This window comes from Photobacterium lipolyticum, assembly GCF_003026475.1.
In the GTDB taxonomy this organism is placed as follows: Bacteria; Pseudomonadota; Gammaproteobacteria; order Enterobacterales; family Vibrionaceae; genus Photobacterium; species Photobacterium lipolyticum.
Genome location: NZ_PYMC01000003.1, coordinates 269,057 through 286,295, shown reverse-complemented (window position 1 = coordinate 286,295; position 17,239 = coordinate 269,057). Strand labels below are relative to the sequence as shown.

General features: G+C 45.5%; 19 protein-coding genes. 9 read left to right on the top strand and 10 right to left on the bottom strand.

Features of this window, described 5'->3' with window-relative positions:
- Positions 1 to 302: 302 nt before the first annotated feature.
- The 5 genes from C9I89_RS06520 to C9I89_RS06500 all read left to right on the top strand — a co-directional run bounded on the left by C9I89_RS06520 (position 303) and on the right by C9I89_RS06500 (position 4,196).
- Positions 303 to 827 carry a hypothetical protein gene (locus C9I89_RS06520; RefSeq protein ID WP_107282539.1) on the top strand — a complete coding sequence of 175 codons (525 nt, stop codon included), beginning with the start codon at positions 303 to 305 and terminating at the stop codon, positions 825 to 827.
- Positions 828 to 947: 120 nt separating this feature from the next.
- Positions 948 to 1,325 carry a CidA/LrgA family protein gene (locus tag C9I89_RS06515; RefSeq protein WP_245905419.1) on the top strand — a complete coding sequence of 126 codons (378 nt, stop codon included), beginning with the start codon at positions 948 to 950 and terminating at the stop codon, positions 1,323 to 1,325.
- Complete coding sequence (locus C9I89_RS06510) at positions 1,322 to 2,005, top strand: CidB/LrgB family autolysis modulator (RefSeq protein ID WP_107282537.1); 684 nt, start codon at positions 1,322 to 1,324, stop codon at positions 2,003 to 2,005. Before C9I89_RS06515 ends, C9I89_RS06510 begins: the two co-directional genes overlap by 4 nt.
- A gap of 244 nt (positions 2,006 to 2,249) precedes the next feature.
- A complete protein-coding gene (gene cdd / locus C9I89_RS06505; protein ID WP_107282536.1) occupies positions 2,250 to 3,137 on the top strand; it encodes a cytidine deaminase in 888 nt (295 codons plus the stop codon).
- Between the two features lie 171 nt (positions 3,138 to 3,308).
- On the top strand, positions 3,309 to 4,196 hold the full coding sequence (locus C9I89_RS06500) for a DMT family transporter (RefSeq protein ID WP_107282535.1): 888 nt from the start codon (positions 3,309 to 3,311) through the stop codon (positions 4,194 to 4,196).
- 334 nt (positions 4,197 to 4,530) lie between these two features.
- Here C9I89_RS06500 and C9I89_RS06495 read toward each other — a convergent pair whose 3' ends face one another.
- Positions 4,531 to 4,935, bottom strand: a complete 405-nt coding sequence (locus C9I89_RS06495; RefSeq protein ID WP_107282534.1) for a hypothetical protein — start codon at positions 4,933 to 4,935, stop codon at positions 4,531 to 4,533.
- 292 nt (positions 4,936 to 5,227) lie between these two features.
- Here C9I89_RS06495 and purT point away from each other — a divergent pair, with 292 nt between their 5' ends.
- Positions 5,228 to 6,403: a formate-dependent phosphoribosylglycinamide formyltransferase gene (gene purT / locus C9I89_RS06490; protein ID WP_107282533.1), complete on the top strand. Its 1,176-nt coding sequence runs from the start codon at positions 5,228 to 5,230 to the stop codon at positions 6,401 to 6,403.
- Between the two features lie 90 nt (positions 6,404 to 6,493).
- On the opposite strand, the gene C9I89_RS22935 is transcribed toward purT, so the two are convergent.
- Complete coding sequence (locus C9I89_RS22935) at positions 6,494 to 6,622, bottom strand: hypothetical protein (protein WP_281258246.1); 129 nt, start codon at positions 6,620 to 6,622, stop codon at positions 6,494 to 6,496.
- 147 nt (positions 6,623 to 6,769) lie between these two features.
- Here C9I89_RS22935 and C9I89_RS06485 point away from each other — a divergent pair, with 147 nt between their 5' ends.
- Entirely contained in the window at positions 6,770 to 8,236 is a 1,467-nt protein-coding gene (locus C9I89_RS06485; RefSeq protein ID WP_107282532.1) for a chitinase, read from the top strand.
- Between the two features lie 76 nt (positions 8,237 to 8,312).
- On the opposite strand, the gene C9I89_RS06480 is transcribed toward C9I89_RS06485, so the two are convergent.
- Positions 8,313 to 8,951 carry a thiopurine S-methyltransferase gene (locus C9I89_RS06480; RefSeq protein ID WP_107282531.1) on the bottom strand — a complete coding sequence of 213 codons (639 nt, stop codon included), beginning with the start codon at positions 8,949 to 8,951 and terminating at the stop codon, positions 8,313 to 8,315.
- Positions 8,952 to 9,275: 324 nt separating this feature from the next.
- Complete coding sequence (locus C9I89_RS06475) at positions 9,276 to 9,569, bottom strand: hypothetical protein (protein WP_107282530.1); 294 nt, start codon at positions 9,567 to 9,569, stop codon at positions 9,276 to 9,278.
- 240 nt (positions 9,570 to 9,809) lie between these two features.
- On the opposite strand from C9I89_RS06475, the gene C9I89_RS06470 reads away from it, so the two are divergent.
- Entirely contained in the window at positions 9,810 to 10,217 is a 408-nt protein-coding gene (locus C9I89_RS06470) for a nitrous oxide-stimulated promoter family protein (RefSeq protein ID WP_107282529.1), read from the top strand.
- On the opposite strand, the gene C9I89_RS06465 is transcribed toward C9I89_RS06470, so the two are convergent.
- The gene (locus C9I89_RS06465) at positions 10,214 to 10,582 is read right to left on the bottom strand and encodes a spore gernimation protein (protein WP_245905418.1); all 369 of its coding nucleotides are present in this window, start codon (positions 10,580 to 10,582) and stop codon (positions 10,214 to 10,216) included. The two genes, C9I89_RS06470 and C9I89_RS06465, sit on opposite strands and share 4 nt — an antisense overlap.
- Before the next feature lie 339 nt (positions 10,583 to 10,921).
- On the opposite strand from C9I89_RS06465, the gene C9I89_RS06460 reads away from it, so the two are divergent.
- Positions 10,922 to 11,179 (top strand): YgjV family protein, encoded by a 258-nt coding sequence (locus C9I89_RS06460; protein ID WP_107282528.1) that lies wholly within the window; start codon positions 10,922 to 10,924, stop codon positions 11,177 to 11,179.
- 74 nt (positions 11,180 to 11,253) lie between these two features.
- Here C9I89_RS06460 and C9I89_RS06455 read toward each other — a convergent pair whose 3' ends face one another.
- From C9I89_RS06455 to C9I89_RS06440, 5 genes are all read right to left on the bottom strand, one after another.
- On the bottom strand, positions 11,254 to 13,065 hold the full coding sequence (locus C9I89_RS06455) for an ABC transporter transmembrane domain-containing protein (RefSeq protein WP_107282527.1): 1,812 nt from the start codon (positions 13,063 to 13,065) through the stop codon (positions 11,254 to 11,256).
- Positions 13,066 to 13,351: 286 nt separating this feature from the next.
- Positions 13,352 to 13,543 (bottom strand): hypothetical protein, encoded by a 192-nt coding sequence (locus C9I89_RS06450; RefSeq protein WP_107282526.1) that lies wholly within the window; start codon positions 13,541 to 13,543, stop codon positions 13,352 to 13,354.
- Positions 13,544 to 13,559: 16 nt separating this feature from the next.
- Positions 13,560 to 13,727 carry a hypothetical protein gene (locus C9I89_RS22440; RefSeq protein WP_170107638.1) on the bottom strand — a complete coding sequence of 56 codons (168 nt, stop codon included), beginning with the start codon at positions 13,725 to 13,727 and terminating at the stop codon, positions 13,560 to 13,562.
- 670 nt (positions 13,728 to 14,397) lie between these two features.
- On the bottom strand, positions 14,398 to 14,610 hold the full coding sequence (cspE, locus tag C9I89_RS06445) for a transcription antiterminator/RNA stability regulator CspE (protein ID WP_107282525.1): 213 nt from the start codon (positions 14,608 to 14,610) through the stop codon (positions 14,398 to 14,400).
- Positions 14,611 to 14,915: 305 nt separating this feature from the next.
- Entirely contained in the window at positions 14,916 to 17,060 is a 2,145-nt protein-coding gene (locus C9I89_RS06440) for a methyl-accepting chemotaxis protein (RefSeq protein ID WP_107282524.1), read from the bottom strand.
- Between the last annotated feature and the right edge of the window lie 179 nt (positions 17,061 to 17,239).

Here is a 17,239-nt window from a genome sequence, read left to right as displayed (position 1 = left end):
ACCCCAAACGTGCGAAGCCCGTTAGCCCATATCGCTAACGGGCTTTTTTTTAAGGCAATATCCCATAAACGAAATTTGAACTTCCTCACAATGCCATCAACACTTATATCAGTCGCATTAAACGATACACATTATGTTGATTTGTTTTGATACACCGATGAATCTCACGCCTCGACGATAATTGAGGCCTATTGCAACACGTTTTTATTGATGGGTATGCACCGTGTTTGTTTCTGGTTATACATGAGTTATGGCTGGTTAATGGCGCGATTCACCATCATATAGCATGAAGTGATTTTGCCATGACGACAAAAACAATGACCCGCTGTTACCGATTCCAGCATGTCGATTTTGAGCCGGATTTACGTTTACTGGTCTGGCCGGATCAAACCGAGACTCAGCTGACGGTTAATGAGACCCAGTTACTGGAGGTATTGTGCTACTTCGCTGGCGAAGTGATCAACCTACAAGCACTCTACGACAAAGCATTCCTTCAGCCAGGTTCGAATAATGATTTAAACCAACCCCCGTTTGATTTGAACACCATTCTGGTCTCGCTAAGTAGAAAACTAGAGCGTAACGGTTCCATGGCAATTCCGATTCAGGTGCTCCCGAATTACGGCTTTCGCGTTCCGTTACCAGATAAAACGTGTCGTTTGGTACATACCGTTAAGGAAAATACCCAGTCTGGGCCTGTTGCCCCCTCGGCGAAACCTGAACTCTCAGCCACTGAATATATTGTAAAGCACAGCCTTTTTCACAAAATATCCGTATTACTGCTGGCACTGGCTGGTGTGGCACTGTTTCTGCTCTCTGAGTTTTATTAAATCAGCATTCCAGTAAAAACGTTATCGTAATACCAATCGGCATCATTACCTGAGCCGATTGGTATAGCCTTTACTAACGTTAACTCCGATTAAATGTGGCTTAGATCACAATTGTTTTGTATGATGAATGCGTTGTTAACCGTATTTGAAGGGCTTATGGGGTATCTTCGTTCTTTTGTTATCATCTTTCTTTGCCTGATGCTGGGCAAAGGCATTCAAGCATTCACCCACGTTGCCATTCCTGGCAGCATCATTGGGATGCTCATTCTTTTTGTCGTGCTATCTATGGGGCTTATCCCTTCACATTGGGCAAAAGAAGGCTGTCACCTTCTCATTCGCCATATGGCTTTATTATTTGTGCCTGTTGGTGTTGGGCTCATGAATTATTTAGAGCTGCTAACGGCGAATACCTGGCCGATCCTTTTTAGTACCATTGGAAGCAGCCTGGCCGTTTTCCTTGTCATTGGTATTGCTACACATCATAAGGAAAAAGAATGATCTGGCTTATTACTACATTGGTTGTTTTTTATCTGGCTCGGCTGGTTTCTAAACATTTGCAGCACCCAATTATTAATCCGCTACTTATCTGCCTTGTTGTCATCATTCCATTGCTGATGTGGCTGAATGTTCCTTATGAGCGTTACTTCGAGCAAAATAAGTGGCTGAATTATTTATTAGAGCCTGCGGTTGTTGCTCTGGCCTTTCCTCTCTATGAGCAACTCTCGCAAATTCGCCAGAAATGGAAAGTGATCTTAACTGTCTGTTTAACGGGTAGCCTGCTATCAATGGTCTCGGGGGCCGGTATTGCTTTGTTCATGGGTGCAGATCCCCAACTGACAGCCAGTATTTTGCCTAAATCCGTGACAACGCCTATTGCAATGGCCGTCGCAGAGCAAGTGGGAGGAGTCCCCGCTATTGCTGCTGTTATGGTGATTATCGCAGGATTATTTGGTGCGGTATTAGGTTATCCGCTATTCCGATTATTTGGTATTAAGGCCCCCATTGCGAGAGGGTTAACCATGGGTACGGTATCGCATGCGTTAGGTACGGCAAAAGCGGCCGAAGAAAACTATCAGGAAGGGGCTTTTAGTTCGTTAGCTTTGGTGATCTGTGGCATTTTGACATCGATACTGGCGCCCGTTGTGTACCCGCTGATCCTGGCATTATTTGGCTACTAGGCCTGTTTATCTTTCAACATTGCTACCATTGTCAATCATAAAGAGGCAGCGCTTAACGTGCATGCAATCGCATACATTACTAAGTCATTGATAAATAAGCAGGCGAATTTCAAAAGTTTGTGTGACACCACTCTCAGAAATGTATGGAGTGAAACAAACATTGCACTTGTGTGACGACGGTCACATCTGATTTTGAAATGCTCGCCTACAATGTTTCTCCATCAACGATACGGAGTAACAACACATGCATGCTAAAGTAATGGATGCTTTAAGCTCTTTACCCACTGATCTTGCTTCAGCGGTAAAACCTATTTTGGTAGATGCTGACTTTGACGCTACCTTGAGTCTCGAACAGTTCGAAGAATTGCTCAAGAAAACACAAATGACTGACAGTGAACTGCGTGTTGCCCTTCTTCCTGTTGCTGCTGCTTATTCCGTTACACCTATTTCTCATTTCAATGTTGGTGCCATCGCTCGAGGTAATTCCGGTCGCCTGTATTTCGGTGCCAATATGGAGTTTGTCGGTGCATCGCTTTCCCAAACCATTCATGCTGAACAATCTGCAATCAGCCATGCTTGGGTGAAAGGTGAAACGGGCATCTCTGATATTACGATTAACTACAGCCCGTGCGGCCACTGCCGTCAGTTCATGAATGAGCTAACGACAGCAAAAGAGTTGGTTGTCCAGCTGCCTGAGCGTGATGCAATGAGCCTTCAGCAATACCTGCCAGAGTCTTTTGGCCCGGCAGATCTCAATATTACCGACGCTCTGCTTGCAAAGGTTGATCACGGGTTAACCACTCAGGAAAGCGATGAACTGGCAACCACTGCCTGCCAGGCTGCGAACCTTGCTCATGCACCTTATACCCACAACTACAGTGGTGTTGCGCTGAAGGCAAAAGACGGTAAAACCTTTACGGGCATGTACGCTGAAAATGCAGCATTCAACCCTAGCCTGCCGCCATTGCAAGTCGCCTTGGTGAACATGAACATGGCTGGTTATCCGTTATCTGAAATTGCTGAAGCGGCATTGGTTGAGAAAGCTGACAGCACCATCAGCCATCTTGCAGATACCCAAGCTACGCTTGAAGCGCTGAACCCTGATATTCCGTTAATCTACGTAGCGGCATAATCGCTCAATACGGCAATTTGTTTAAAACACTGCCTGTAACGATTGTGATAATACCTTTCACTAAAAACCGCCTTCTGGCGGTTTTTCTTTTAGAATCAAAGCTAACCCTAATACCAATTACAATCAGTTCAGAGTATTATCCGTCAATATTATTATTATCAGTCTATTTCCATGTCTCACAAACACAACCCAGTACAAGGTGCAAGCTGGATGCTCACCGCAGGGCTTGCTTTTGCCCTCGTAAATAGCTTGGCTCAATATTTGAGTATAAAACTGCAATTACCGTCGACAACAATCGCCTTCATCCAATACTTTATTGCATTAATTGCCATGCTTCCCTGGCTGAGATCTTTGGGGCTGCGTCAGGCGCTGCGCACCAATCATTTAGGGCAACATTGTTTTCGTGTCTTCCTCTCTGTTATTGGTATTCAGCTTTGGCTATGGGCACTCGCATATCCGGTACCTATCTGGCAAGGTATCGCTTTGCTGATGACATCACCGTTGTTTGCCACAATCGGATCGGGTTTATTCCTGAAGGAAAAAGTGGGGACTGCGCGATGGGTAGCAACATTAGCCGGTTTTACCGGTGCGATGGTTATCTTAGAGCCCTGGGCCGATACATTTAACTGGGCATCTCTGTTACCGGTTGGTGCAGCTTTTTTCTGGGCCTGCTATTCGCTGATGGTAAAGAAGCTATCCGTCTACGATTCACCTGCGACGATGGTGGTTTATCTGCTGTTACTGATCACCCCTTTTAATTTGTTTCTGGCCGCTCCTGAGTTTTCATTTCCAGATCAAAGCCTGACATGGGGATTGCTGGCGGCTGCGGGTCTGTTAACGGCTCTGGCGCAGTGGGCCATCGCGAAAGCGTATGCGGCCGCTGATGCTTCATTCGTCCAGCCTTTCGACCATGCGAAACTGCCACTTAATGTATTAGCCGGCTGGGTAGTTTTCGGCTGGGCTCCGCCAGGTCGCCTATGGCTGGGCGCAGCAATCATTATCGCTTCGGTAGCTTTTATCACCCAGTGGGAAAATCGTAAAATAAAATCTAAATTATAAATATACCCAAGCTATCTCAAGATGCTCGTTTCAGCGAGAATTACTTGGCTACTAGGCTAGGTACCGATTTGAAGATCTAGTGGGTCTAAATCAAAAATCGGTAACAACGCATAGAAGCCAAGTAAACTCGCCCTTTGGGAGTGATCCAGCGAGCCCATTTCTGTGTCAAATAACGTTGAAAGGGAGTAGCCATTCCTACCGTTATTTTCCTTGAACTGAGCCCGCTGGACTCACTCTGAATCCTGCATCTTGAGGTAGCTTGGGTATAAAATAAAAACAACAAGGGTTAGCGCATGGCTAACCCTTTTTTATCAGCATTAAGCGCTTTAATACGTCAGAATCGAACTCGGAAACCGAGAGCGGCCTCTAAATCCATATCAACGTCTTCAACCACATACAATGTTGGTCCGACTTCGCCATAGAACTCAAAACTATTTACCGGAAGCTCAAAACCGACGCCAGAGCGGATACCCACTTTGTCGTTCTTGTTATCGACAAACTGGCCGCCCACGTAAGTGTAAAAACTGTTTAAATCCGCATTGTTAACCAATGTTCCCAGATTGAAATTTTTATCAACTGCGACACCAAAGTCATCAATACCTAACGAGAATCGTAGATCGTCTTGTTTATATTGGATCCCTGACATAGGGCTACCGAAGAAAATACCTAAACTCTGGCTAGCTTGTGCTGAAAATGGAACAGCAAGAAATAACGCCAATCCGACTAATAACTTTTTCATCTTAATTTTGCCTTTTGTGTAGAGAATACCAATTTAGCAATAAAGTTCACTGAACTCGACGCCCTCAGAACATGTCTGACACAACTTTAACAATGAGAACCGCATATCAATACGTTAGCAGTCTTTAGTCAGTATCACCACTGCTTCTCTAAAATGGCTATCCACTCTTCTTTGCTGACAGTAACTAACCGATGAATCTTTCAGCGAAAACCACAAAGGCAAACGTTTGCGTTGGTGTTAAAATCGGGTATGATCTGCTCCAGTATCACAATACATACCGTAAGGAAATTCGATGTTAGGTTCAGCAACTCGTTCTGATGCAACCCGCGTACTGTTACTCGGTTCTGGAGAACTCGGTAAAGAAGTGGCCATTGAGTGCCAACGCTTAGGTATTGAGGTGATTGCCGTTGATCGTTATGACAATGCGCCTGCGATGCAGGTTGCCCATCGTAGCCACGTCATTGATATGCTTGATGGCGAAGCCTTGAGAAAAGTGATTGAACAAGAGCAACCGCATTATGTTGTTCCTGAAATTGAAGCCATTGCGACCGACACCCTGGTTGCGCTGGAGGCTGAGGGCGTGAATGTTGTTCCGACGGCCAATGCCACTCAATTGACCATGAACCGAGAAGGTATTCGCCGCCTGGCCGCTGAAGAGTTGGGGATTACGACATCGCCTTACGAGTTTTCCGGACAATATACTGATTTCGTTGCTGCTGTTGAACGCATCGGTACTCCCTGTGTTGTTAAGCCGATTATGAGTTCTTCGGGGAAAGGTCAGAGCGTTATCAAAACGTCGGCTGATATCGAATCTGCCTGGCAGTATGCTCAGGAAGGCGGCCGTGCCGGTGCAGGTCGCGTTATTGTTGAAGGTTTTGTCGAGTTTGATTACGAGATCACCCTGCTAACCGTGCGTGCTGTTGACGGTATTCACTTCTGTGCGCCAATCGGTCACCGTCAGGAAGATGGCGACTATCGTGAATCGTGGCAGCCTCAGCAGATGTCTGAGGCTGCAATTAAAACCGCACAGGACGTTGCCGGAAAAGTGGTTAACGCGCTGGGTGGTTATGGCCTGTTTGGTGTTGAACTGTTCATTAAGGGGGATGACGTCTTATTCAGCGAAGTATCACCTCGCCCGCATGATACCGGTATGGTAACGCTTATTTCGCAGGAACTTTCCGAGTTCGCCCTGCACGTGCGCGCATTCTTAGGGCTGCCCATTCACAGCATTACCCAATACGGCCCGTCAGCATCTGCCGTTATTCTTGCTGAAGGGGTTTCTGAAAATATACGATTTGATAACCTGGCAGCAGCTCTGGCCCGTCCGCAAACTCAAGTCCGCTTATTTGCTAAGCCTGAGATTGATGGCCGTCGTCGCCTTGGTGTGGCCCTGACACGCCGTGACAGCACTGAACAGGCCATCTCTGATGCGATCGAAGCTGCTGCTGACGTTAAGGTCGTTTTATAACACTTTAAATAATACAAACCGGTATCATTCATTTATCAGAGTAAAATACAAGAAGGAGCCAATAGGCTCCTTCTTGCATCTAAGTCATCATCACTTCTCGATTAGCCCGATCTTTTCAGCAAAGCGGGTTAAGCCGCGCTGGCGGCGTGGATGCAATTCATCAGTACCATTACCGGCAGATAGCAAAACAGCACATGTCTGTTTTTTGCTTATGCTCATGCCAGCTGCCTGAATTGCGCATGCTGTATTACAAATAACGTGATAAGCCCCGAGCGGTATAAAATATACCCTGGAATAATTCGCCTTGCTCCTTGTTCGTACGAATAATAATCGACAAACACCCTAAGGAAAAAGGAGTTTTATCCAATGACGAACAAGACAATAATTAATAAAAAGATGCTTCTCGCCAGCTTTGTGCTTGGTGTGTGTGCAACGGGGCATGCTTTTGCGGCGCAAGATCCTGTTGTCTGGGAGCGTGGGGTTACCCAAGTCACAAATGGTGATCTCGTGATCCATAGCGGCACTTGCTATGTGGCAAAGAACAGCCCGGGGGCCTGGGAATCACCGTCGACAAGCAGCTGGTTCTGGGATGCGGCAGACTGCCCGACAGGGCCAACGCCAGATCCCGACCCCACACCTGATCCAGGCCCTACCCCGGGGATGATGACCGTTCTCCCTGATGGCAAAGGTGGTTACCTGATGCCACGCAGCGAGTTGGAGGCCATTGAAACCAATCTCACCAATACACCGCTGTTTGAGCTGGTACGATCCGATATAGAAACACGCGACAATACCATTGTCGAAGCGGTACAACCGCTAAATATTGCTAATCCTGACAACGTCCGTCGGGCCGAATCTATCGTCGACGGAGCTATGTGGGATTACCTGTTCCCACTGCGCAACGAGAAGTACACCTATACTCGCTTCTTACAGGCTATCGCCAAGTTCCCGGCATTCTGCCGCACCTACACTGATGGCCGAAATTCCGATGACATCTGTAAACGCTCCATCACTACCATGTTTGCTCACTTTGTGCAGGAAACGGGGGCTCATACTCCGAACTGGGAAATAACCAAAGGGGTGCCGGAATGGCGTCAAGGCTTGTATTTCCTGCGTGAAATGTACAAATCAGAAGACAAGCCAGACGGTACCTATAACATGTGCACGGGCTGGCAAGGTGAAAAATGGCCGTGTGCACCAGGTAAGAGTTACTTCGGACGGGGGGCTAAGCAGCTAAGCTGGAACTACAACTATGGTCCGTTCTCAGAAGCCATGTTTGGCGATCAGAGTATCCTTCTCGAAAACCCCGCTCTGGTTGCCGATACTTGGCTAAACCTTGCTTCCGCCGTGTTCTTCTATGTCTATCCTCAACCACCTAAACCTAGCATGCTGCACGTTATCGACGGTACATGGCAACCCAATGCGGCCGATAAGGCCGCCGGGATCGAGAAAGGATTCGGTTCAACAATTCAAATCATCAACGGCGCATACGAATGCAACAAAGGGTCTGAAACAGCACTTGCGCAGAACCGTATTGATTATTACAAATTGTTTGCCAAAGAGCTTACCTTAGATATCAACGGTGAAAAACTCGGTTGCGCCAATATGAAACCGTTTAACACCGATGGTGCCGGTGCACTGATGATCACTTGGGATAAAGACTGGGGCTGGAACCCGGATACTCCAGGAAATCACAGCTTTACCTGCAAACTGGTACCTTACCAATATGCTTACAGCGCCTTATTCAAAGGTGACTATGAGAAATGTGTTGAGCACCACTTTAATGTTCAGGCCTATGATAAAAACGGGAATGTGATCCCTGACGGTCAGTAGGTTTAACGGCTGAAAAAGAATCCCTAATCACATCGTGGTTAGGGATTCTTTTATATAGCCGTTGAAAGTATTGTTATTACTTCTCGATTAGCCAGATCTCTTCAGCAAAGCGGGTTAAGCCGCGCTGGCGGCGTGGATGCGATTCATCGGCATCATTACGCGCTAGCTGAGTCAATCGACAATCTTTGAACAAGTTTTCGACTTCCTCTTTGGTAACGCTAAATGGAGGCCCGTCAAGCTGCTCCTGCGGATAATCCAGCGTCACTAATAGGATACGCCCGCTTTCTCTCAGTAATGCCAGCAGACGCTCTGCGTACATCTGGCGCATGTTTTGTGGCATCGCTATTAATGCCGCACGATCGTAGACCACATCAACGGGTTCAACCCGTGCCGAGAAAAAATCACCGCAATGAATGGTGATTTCATCAAACTCATAAACCGTTTCAGCGCCAACCCCACTTACCATTGGCGTGTAGAGCTGTTCAGCAAAGAACGCTTTCACGGCGATGTCACTCAGTTCGATGCCAATAACGTTATCGTGCCGTTGAGCCAGCCAGATAAGATCAACGGATTTACCGCACATCGGTACAAGAACACGGTCATCACGCGTCGCTTTCACTGCGTGCCAATGTTCTGTTAGCGCCGGGTTGGTATCATTCAGGTGAAAACCAATACGATTTTCAGCCCAGCGGCTATGCCAAAATTCTGGGTTCATGTTTATTCCTGTTTCTTATTAGACTGACTTTTATAAAGCAATCGGTTCCATTCTCTAAACTATTAACGAGAATTGTTCCGATTGGCATTTAGTTGACCACATTTTGTTTACTGAATCTACTGCTACCAAAGATAGCGGTATCAGCCAGCTCACCAGATTGCTAGCGGTCTTTTTTTCAATGCTTTAAACGCAAAAAAGGATGCCGAGGCATCCTTTTCTGTCAATCATGCTTAACAATTGCAAAAATTGCGAAGCTGGATTGAGAATCTGTTCTTCAACTTTTCTTTATGAGAGTCATTCAACAAACGATAGAAACAAGACAGATCATGACACTCTGAAAAGTTTAATCGAATCTCGGCGAACCGTTACGCCACGGAAAGTTACAGGCTCAAGCAAAGTCATTAACTGCTTAGACACATAAAACTTGCCGCCATAACTGCGATCACCACCACGATTTACCCATTCAGCAAATTCATCTGCCAGGTTGAACATAGAGTTACCAACAAGCAGTACAAGTACTTTTGCTACTTCACTGTCATTCTGTCGATTAAACTCAGAATCACGAACTTTCTTGCGATATTCGTCAACGATTCTTTCAAGGCACTCAAATCTGCTCATATACACCACCATAAAAAAAGAGGAGCGGATACTACTGCTCAACACCAATGAAATCAACCCATGAAGGTCGGATTATTGCGACAAAATGGGTTATTTTTTCATGTTGATAACATGTACCCTCAAATATGTCATATAAATCACTGTTTAAGATCAACTTTTGAGTCACCAACCTTATAGCTGCATTTAAAATGCAGGCTTTATAATTTAGGATAACGTCAGTTCCGCTCACCAGGCAACAGTATGAAATCAACAACTACAAACATCTTAATCGGTACACTCAATACTGAGTTTAAAACCATTCGTGCGATGGTGAATATCTATTGTCACGACCATCATCGGGAGTCTGAGCTTTGTCAACAATGCAAAGATTTTCTTGATTACGCCCTGATGCGTTTAGACCGTTGTCCTTACGGTGAACAAAAACCAACTTGCCGCCGTTGCCCTATTCACTGCTATAAAGCTGACTACAAAGCCATGTCACAAACGATCATGCGCTATGCCGGCCCTAGGATGATAATGAAACATCCTATTTTGGCTATTCGCCATCTTATCGCTGAAAGGCGTCCTGTTCCTGAAAAACCAGAATCCGGCGCATCTAACCGGCACAAACGTAAACAACGTGCAAGCAATAAACAAGAAGTCAGTTAGCGGTAATAATCCACTACCTGAATTTTTGCTGGCTTATTGTCACCGGAAAGATCCATACTAAAGCGGTTAGCCCCCAATACTTTGGCAGTTGGGCCCGCTTTACCCGTGACACTCACGCCTTCAATTTTGCGAAACATTTTAGCATCATCGTAATGCATGGTCACGGTTACCGTTATCGCTTCATTAGAAGATATATCAAACTGACAGATCCCTGTCGGGCAATAAACATCAATTTGTGTCTGCGCGGTAATATTCACTTTTTCGACATTTTTAACAGGTGAAGCAGCTAACTGAACGTCTTCACTGCATCCCCCCAGAGCCAACATAACCCCAAATACCGAGCCTGCGATTAATCTCTTGGTCACCGTATTCTCCCGTTCAAGTACTCGTTCACTGTAAAAGCCAACCGCGCTAATTCACATGAATTTTGTTCATTCTATGATCAAAGTATATGCAAGAAGCATCATTATCAACGGTTAATGCTTGGTAGGGATACCAATAAAGTTAAAAGCTAAACGATTGCGTAATCGCTAACGCTCCCTTTGTGCAATTTTACCTGTTCAAGATCACATTCGCAGCTGTTATAGTTCCACCATAATTCATACACAAGACCATTCGGGGCAAGGAATCTCCCCCTTTATATCGATCGCAGAATTGATAACAGACTCATGATGAGGTGATTGGCAAAACTAGAGGGTAATATTATGGAATTCAACACAGTTGAAATATTGGGCTATGCATCGTCACTAATGGTGGCAATCTCACTTATGATGAAAGACATCGTATGGCTTCGTGTACTGAACTTCGTTGGCTGTGTACTTTTCACTACTTACGGTTTTATGATTGATGCAATGCCAGTAGTTGTAACGAATGGTTTTATTGCTTGCGTCAATATTTACTTCCTGGCAAAAATGCAGCAAGAGAAAAGTAAACAAACTAATCTTGCATGTGATGCCGCATAGTCAGTAAGCCATCGAGCACTGTGATAGAAAGCCAACAGCAAGTCTGTTGGCTTTTTTGTGCCTTATGCTAGTAATTACTTAACGCCATTGACCCGTTGGGTTCTTTCGGCCTCATAGGGTTCAAATTGCAACTCACAAAGCCTTTGATACAGTTCGGATTTCTTCATCAACTGAACATGCGTACCACAGGCCAATATTTTACCCTTGTCCAATAGCACTATCATATCGGCATGAATCACCGTAGAAAGCCGATGCGCAATGATCAACGTGGTACGATTTTTCATTAGCTCATTTAACGCCGCCTGAACATGAGACTCACTTTCGGCATCTAAGGCACTGGTTGCCTCGTCCAGCAACAGCACATCCGGATCTTTGAGAATCGCCCGAGCAAGGGCTATTCGTTGTTTTTGCCCACCAGATAAACGGACGCCCTGCTCTCCCAGATAACTCTTATACCCTTCGGGTAACTCCAGAATAAACTCATGAGCGTGAGCCCGTTTGGCGGCCCAAATAACCTCTTCATCCGATGCCTCGGGACGACCATAACGAATGTTATGCCAAACATCAGAGCTAAACATGATTGGCTGTTGTTGCACCATCCCCATTTGCTGACGAAGAAACCCGGGATCGAGTTGGTGAATAGGCGCATTTTTAAATCGGATTTCGCCTTTAAATGGGTCATAAAAACGCTGCAACAACTCAAAAAGTGTCGTTTTTCCAGCCCCTGAAGGCCCCACCAAAGCAACAACCTGCCCTTTTTTAATATCCAGGTTGATACCTTTAAGCGCTGGGCTATTGGGCCGCGACGGATAACTGAAATCAACCTGATCAAAGACAATAACGGTCTCGGTTAAATCGTCTAACTGCATCAACTGTTGAGGGGCCTGAATCTTACTTTCCACCGCCAGCAATTCAAACAGCCGTTCAGCAGAGCCAGATGCCCGCTGTAACTCACCGTATACTTCAGAAATGGTTGCCAGCGACATGGCAACCATGATGGCGTAAAAGAGAAAGGCCGCCAATTCCCCTTCACTAATTTTACCCGACAAAACATCGATGCCGCCGATCCAAAGCATGATGCTAATGGCGCCAAATACCAAAAAAATAACTGTCGCGATCAAAATGGAACGCTGCTTTATTCTTTGCCGGGCCACGGAAAAAGCAGTTTCAACTTCGGCAGCAAAAGCCGCTCTTTCTTGTTTCTCACGGGTATAGCTTTGAACCACTTTGATATTCTGGATGATCTCACCGGCATACGTTCCTACATCAGCGATACTGGCCTGGCTTTCTCGCGCCAGGCGTCGTACCTTGCGCCCATAAAAAAGCATCGGCATTAACACCACAGGGACACACCCCATCACCATCAGGGTCAGCTTCGGGTTAGTGATCACCAGCATAAGCAAGCCGCCCGCAAACAGAAGTGCACTGCGCAGGGCCATTGAAAATGAAGAACCAATGATAGATTGCAACAAGGTGGTATCAGTCGTCAGGCGCGACATAAGTTCACCGCTGCGGTTCTCTTCAAAATAGCTCGGATGAAGGCCGAGCAACCGATCAAATACGGCCTTGCGAATATCAGCGCTGACTCTCTCTCCAAGCCAGGACATCAGATAAAAGCGGGTAAAAGTACCCACTGCCAGAACGGTGATCATAATGACCATCACCCCAATCGCGTGGCCTAACTGCTCTTTTGAGCCCGCAATAAAACCATCGTCGATAATCATCCTTACGCCCTGCCCAATCGACAGGCTAACGACCGCAGTCACTACTAAGGCCAGCATAGCTGCAGCAACCCTCTTTTTATAGGGCCGCACAAAGCCGAGTAGTGGCCACAAAGTATCTAATGCTCGTTTATCCCGAGCTTTGTTAATCTTATCGAGGGTCATAACCTACCGTGTTATTCCTTATTCAATGGATAAATAATACCAATCGGGATAACTGCGTTGTTACAGATGAAATAGAAATGAGGCTACATAGTCAATACTTTAGCAGATAAGATAGTGACGGAATGAGTTGCGGATAAGAATTGTCCATTCCCGTAAAGGATTGATTCACCTGATTGGGGTTTAAGTCAGCGGCCAGTACAGCAAGGTTACCGGTAAGGCCGGCAACCAATGCTTCCAATATGACAATTGGGGAATTACTCTTAGATAAAACAGTTCGCACCAGCCATTAAATCAGCCCTTCTTTTCTGGCCTGGTCTAGTACCGCCTCATCTGCATCAGCCATCACCACGTCCCAGAGCTCGCCGATCTGATCGGCCTCTTCGCCACTGGCCAGCTTCTCCAACTTGTAAAGATGACGCAGTGAATCAATGGTTAAATGCTGTTTAAACAGAGCTTGAGCTTGGATTAAAAGAGTCATCATCTGTCCTTTTTGGTTAACTCGCAGTAGCAACCGCTTCGGTAACGAATGCAAAGGCATCCGGTAAAGTGCTTTCTAATGTCTGGGGCGCTAACAACCAAGCGACGAAATGCTCGGCAATCCATTCGCTGTCATTAATGCCACCGTATTTCGTTAATGATGGTTGTCCCTTAAGCTGCGGCAATATATTGGGCTCCCCCTGATTTATAGTAGACCTGATGACACATTTCGTGCACCTAGGTCGTCACAATTCTCGCAGATGATTTCAATGGATAACTAATACCAGTCGGGATTACTGCGCTGTTGCAGATGAAATTGAAATGAGGCGATATAGTCAGTACTTTAGCAAATAAGATAGCGACGGAATGAGTGTGGATAAGAATTGGCAATCCCGATAAAGGATTGATTCACCTGATTGGGTTTAGGTGTATGGTGTTGCTGACCGAACGGTATAACGCAAAAAGGCCGCCCATTGGGCGACCTCTTCTGTAATGCTTTGATTCAGTCTTACGCTTTTTTAGCTGTTAACTGATCAATATCACGTGATTGCTGAAACCAAAAACGTTTTCTGCCTGTAGATTTAGACATGGGTTTATCCTTTAATAATAATTTGCATCAATATGCGTATAGCCTGAAAAGAATTACTTATCTGATGTAATTATACGAAAGGAAAACTTCATGACATGAACTGGTAAGGCAGATGTAGGAAAGGTTTCTATTGCACACGGTTGTATTACATATAAATAGGTCTATCGTTAGGCCTGTTGTTTGCTATTTATCAATGTAACTCAATGAAAAATAGTAGATAAATGCTGGCCTTTAGCCAGCATTTACTTGAAGAATAAATCTTCGAATTATAGAGCTACAACATTTGCAGCTTGCAGACCTTTCTGGCCTTGCTCAACGTCAAAAGAAACCTTTTGACCTTCAGCTAGCGTTTTAAAACCTTCAGAAGCAATAGCACGAAAATGAACGAATACGTCAGCGCCGCCATTATCTTGAGTAATAAAGCCAAAACCTTTCTCTTCGTTAAACCATTTTACGATGCCAGTAGTTGAATTAGACATGTATTGTCCCTTATAAAAATTCATAAAATATTAATCGCAGAATGCGATGTGCTGAGAAGTTGAATTATTAAATGTTACGATGAAGCTAAGGGAAACACTGAGGACAAAAACTTAACGAAGATGTATCTGAGAGTTTAACTTGTACTTATGCTGCATTAATAACCCTGAACAACAGAGCAGCACGTAAAGTATCACGTTATAAATTTATGTAAAGGAATAATTTAAATTATTCTTCCGTCAACGAGAAGACTATACCCAAGTTACAGCAATAGCCACGTAGAACCTAATGCAGCATAGTTAACCGTCTACACTTTGAACTGCCCAACTAATTGTTGCTGTTGATCTGCCAACAGAGTCAGTTCCTCACCAATTCTCGCTGCCGATTCGGCCTCGCCTGTAATGGCATGGCTCACATTACATATGTTACTGACATTTCGGTTTATCTCCTCAAACGCAGCACTCAGATCATCTGCCGCATTGGCGTTCTGATGGTTCATCTCATGGATCGAGCCAACCGCATCAAGGATCTGCTCTAACATTTCCATTGATTCGTTAACCTTACGCTCAGTGTAAAGGGTCTTATCGTTGCCTGTCATCATCACCTTCACAACCGCATTGGTTCCCTTATGCAATCGCTCAATCATAGTACGGATCTGCTCGATTGAATTCTGGGTGCGCCCGGCTAACGCCCGTACTTCATCTGCAACCACCGCAAACCCCCGCCCCTGATCTCCGGCCCTGGCAGCTTCTATCGCAGCATTAAGGGCCAGTAGGTTCGTCTGCTCAGCAATACCCTGGATAACCTCTAAAATAGAGTTAATGTTTTCACTATCCTGTTCCAGTTGCGTTACCACCGGCTGGGCTTCTGAAATCAATTGTTTCAGCTCTCCCATCGCGATCATATTATCGGTGAGCACCGCTTTTCCCTGTTTAGCCGCTAAGTCTGCTGAGTTGGCCGCATTTGCCGCCTTGGTGATATTGTTGGCCATTTCATGTGTTGTGGCATTTATCTCCTCGAACGCGGTCGCCACCATTTCAACCTCCCGGTGCTGAGCCATAACCCCTTCACTGGTTCGCAGAGCAACATCGGCCGACTGAGTTGCTGTCGAACGGGTACTTTCCACGGTGACTACAACATCCGATACCGTACTTCTCAGTTTTTTCTGAAAGAGATTGAACCATAGCGCCAATTCACCCGTTTCATCTTGTTGCTTAATATTGATTTCCTGAGTGAGATCCCCTTCACCTTCGGCAATATCTTTCAGGCGTGCCGCCATGACCTTGATAGGAGCAACCAGAGTTCCCGCCAATACCCATAACAGCAGCATAGCCAATCCGATGAACAGCAAGCCGGCGACGACTTGCGATAACATATTCTCTTGCTGCTGCGTTTTTACCTCCCGTCCCAGAGACAGGGCTTTTGCCAGGATCACCTCACGAGGCAGACTGATATATAGCCCCCATCCCTTATTACCCAGACCAAAGGTGACAGGCTTGAACATTTGCAGGACGCTACCATCAGCGCTCCAGGCTAGCTGCTCCTGATCTTGACGGAGCCATTTATTCAACGTGTCAATTTGGCTGGTGGCATCAGCAGATATTTTTCCTCCTAAGAAGGCGGAGTCCCGATCTGTTCCGGCGATAAGACCGCTGCGACTAACGAGCAGCACCTCGCCCTGACCATCAAAAAGTTCACTGTCCATATGAGTCACAAGCTTCTGCAAACCCGTCAAGCTCAGATCTATGCCCAGCATCCCTTTTACTTTGTTATCCTCTTTGAGCGGCAAGGTCAGGCTGGTCATTAATTGCTCGGTATCACCAACTGGATTCAGATAAGGTTCAAGCAGACACGACTCCTGGGTGCGGATACTGCAGGCATACCATTCATTGCTTTGAATACCATTTTGATCAGGTGTCATGTTGGAAATTTCTTTTTCCAATATTGCCTCAGGTGTAATCGTCCCGTCAGGCTCTCGTGCCCAGTATCGTGCAAAACGACCAATATCATTGGATCCCAACGATGCCGAATCAATATACTCTGCATCATTACCGTCCAATTGGTTCGGCTCGAATATCACATAAGCCCCCAGTAAATCACCGTATAGCTCAACAATCTGACGAATGCGGGTATTTAAGTCTGTCCGTAAGGCTGCCGATTTAAGGTTATGTTCCTGCAAATGAGTTTTTTGATACATCACTTCCTGAGATAACATCTGCCCGATAGTGTGCGCCTCATCGAAAGGTTTAATTATCTTTTCAATTTCAGCCTCTGAACGGGCCACCAACAACCGCTCTGCGACCTGGGTAAAATCATCCAGAGTTCTTTCGTTAATTAAGGTCTGGGATTGCTTGGCAGAGTAAAGAGAAAAGGAGAGCAGAGAAACGCTGGTGATCAACAGACAAAGACCGCTGGCAAGTATAATTTTCCACTTTACAGAAAAACATTTCATTCACGTATCCTAATTTGAATAATTATTATAAGACTTCTACTTTTCTTAGTGACTTGCCATTTAAAGCGCATCGGTAAATCTGTTATTGGTGACTCTAAAAAATTTATTGCCATCCGTTCCCTGAGACCTCGTAATATATAAATAATCTCAAGTATCAATGAAAATAGATCCGTTTATAA

What these genes read in the sequence shown, in the direction of transcription:
- C9I89_RS06440 (WP_107282524.1), bottom strand. Translation starts at nt 17,060, where the DNA reads ATGAAATGTTTTTCTGTAAAGTGGAAAATTATACTTGCCAGCGGTCTT.
- purT (WP_107282533.1), top strand. Translation starts at nt 5,228, where the DNA reads ATGTTAGGTTCAGCAACTCGTTCTGATGCAACCCGCGTACTGTTACTC.
- C9I89_RS06485 (WP_107282532.1), top strand. Translation starts at nt 6,770, where the DNA reads ATGACGAACAAGACAATAATTAATAAAAAGATGCTTCTCGCCAGCTTT.
- C9I89_RS06460 (WP_107282528.1), top strand. Translation starts at nt 10,922, where the DNA reads ATGGAATTCAACACAGTTGAAATATTGGGCTATGCATCGTCACTAATG.
- cspE (WP_107282525.1), bottom strand. Translation starts at nt 14,610, where the DNA reads ATGTCTAATTCAACTACTGGCATCGTAAAATGGTTTAACGAAGAGAAA.
- C9I89_RS22935 (WP_281258246.1), bottom strand. Translation starts at nt 6,622, where the DNA reads ATGAGCATAAGCAAAAAACAGACATGTGCTGTTTTGCTATCTGCCGGT.
- C9I89_RS06475 (WP_107282530.1), bottom strand. Translation starts at nt 9,569, where the DNA reads ATGAGCAGATTTGAGTGCCTTGAAAGAATCGTTGACGAATATCGCAAG.
- C9I89_RS06495 (WP_107282534.1), bottom strand. Translation starts at nt 4,935, where the DNA reads ATGAAAAAGTTATTAGTCGGATTGGCGTTATTTCTTGCTGTTCCATTT.
- C9I89_RS06480 (WP_107282531.1), bottom strand. Translation starts at nt 8,951, where the DNA reads ATGAACCCAGAATTTTGGCATAGCCGCTGGGCTGAAAATCGTATTGGT.
- C9I89_RS06520 (WP_107282539.1), top strand. Translation starts at nt 303, where the DNA reads ATGACGACAAAAACAATGACCCGCTGTTACCGATTCCAGCATGTCGAT.
- C9I89_RS06510 (WP_107282537.1), top strand. Translation starts at nt 1,322, where the DNA reads ATGATCTGGCTTATTACTACATTGGTTGTTTTTTATCTGGCTCGGCTG.
- cdd (WP_107282536.1), top strand. Translation starts at nt 2,250, where the DNA reads ATGCATGCTAAAGTAATGGATGCTTTAAGCTCTTTACCCACTGATCTT.
- C9I89_RS06515 (WP_245905419.1), top strand. Translation starts at nt 948, where the DNA reads ATGATGAATGCGTTGTTAACCGTATTTGAAGGGCTTATGGGGTATCTT.
- C9I89_RS06450 (WP_107282526.1), bottom strand. Translation starts at nt 13,543, where the DNA reads ATGACTCTTTTAATCCAAGCTCAAGCTCTGTTTAAACAGCATTTAACC.
- C9I89_RS06470 (WP_107282529.1), top strand. Translation starts at nt 9,810, where the DNA reads ATGAAATCAACAACTACAAACATCTTAATCGGTACACTCAATACTGAG.
- C9I89_RS06500 (WP_107282535.1), top strand. Translation starts at nt 3,309, where the DNA reads ATGTCTCACAAACACAACCCAGTACAAGGTGCAAGCTGGATGCTCACC.
- C9I89_RS06455 (WP_107282527.1), bottom strand. Translation starts at nt 13,065, where the DNA reads ATGACCCTCGATAAGATTAACAAAGCTCGGGATAAACGAGCATTAGAT.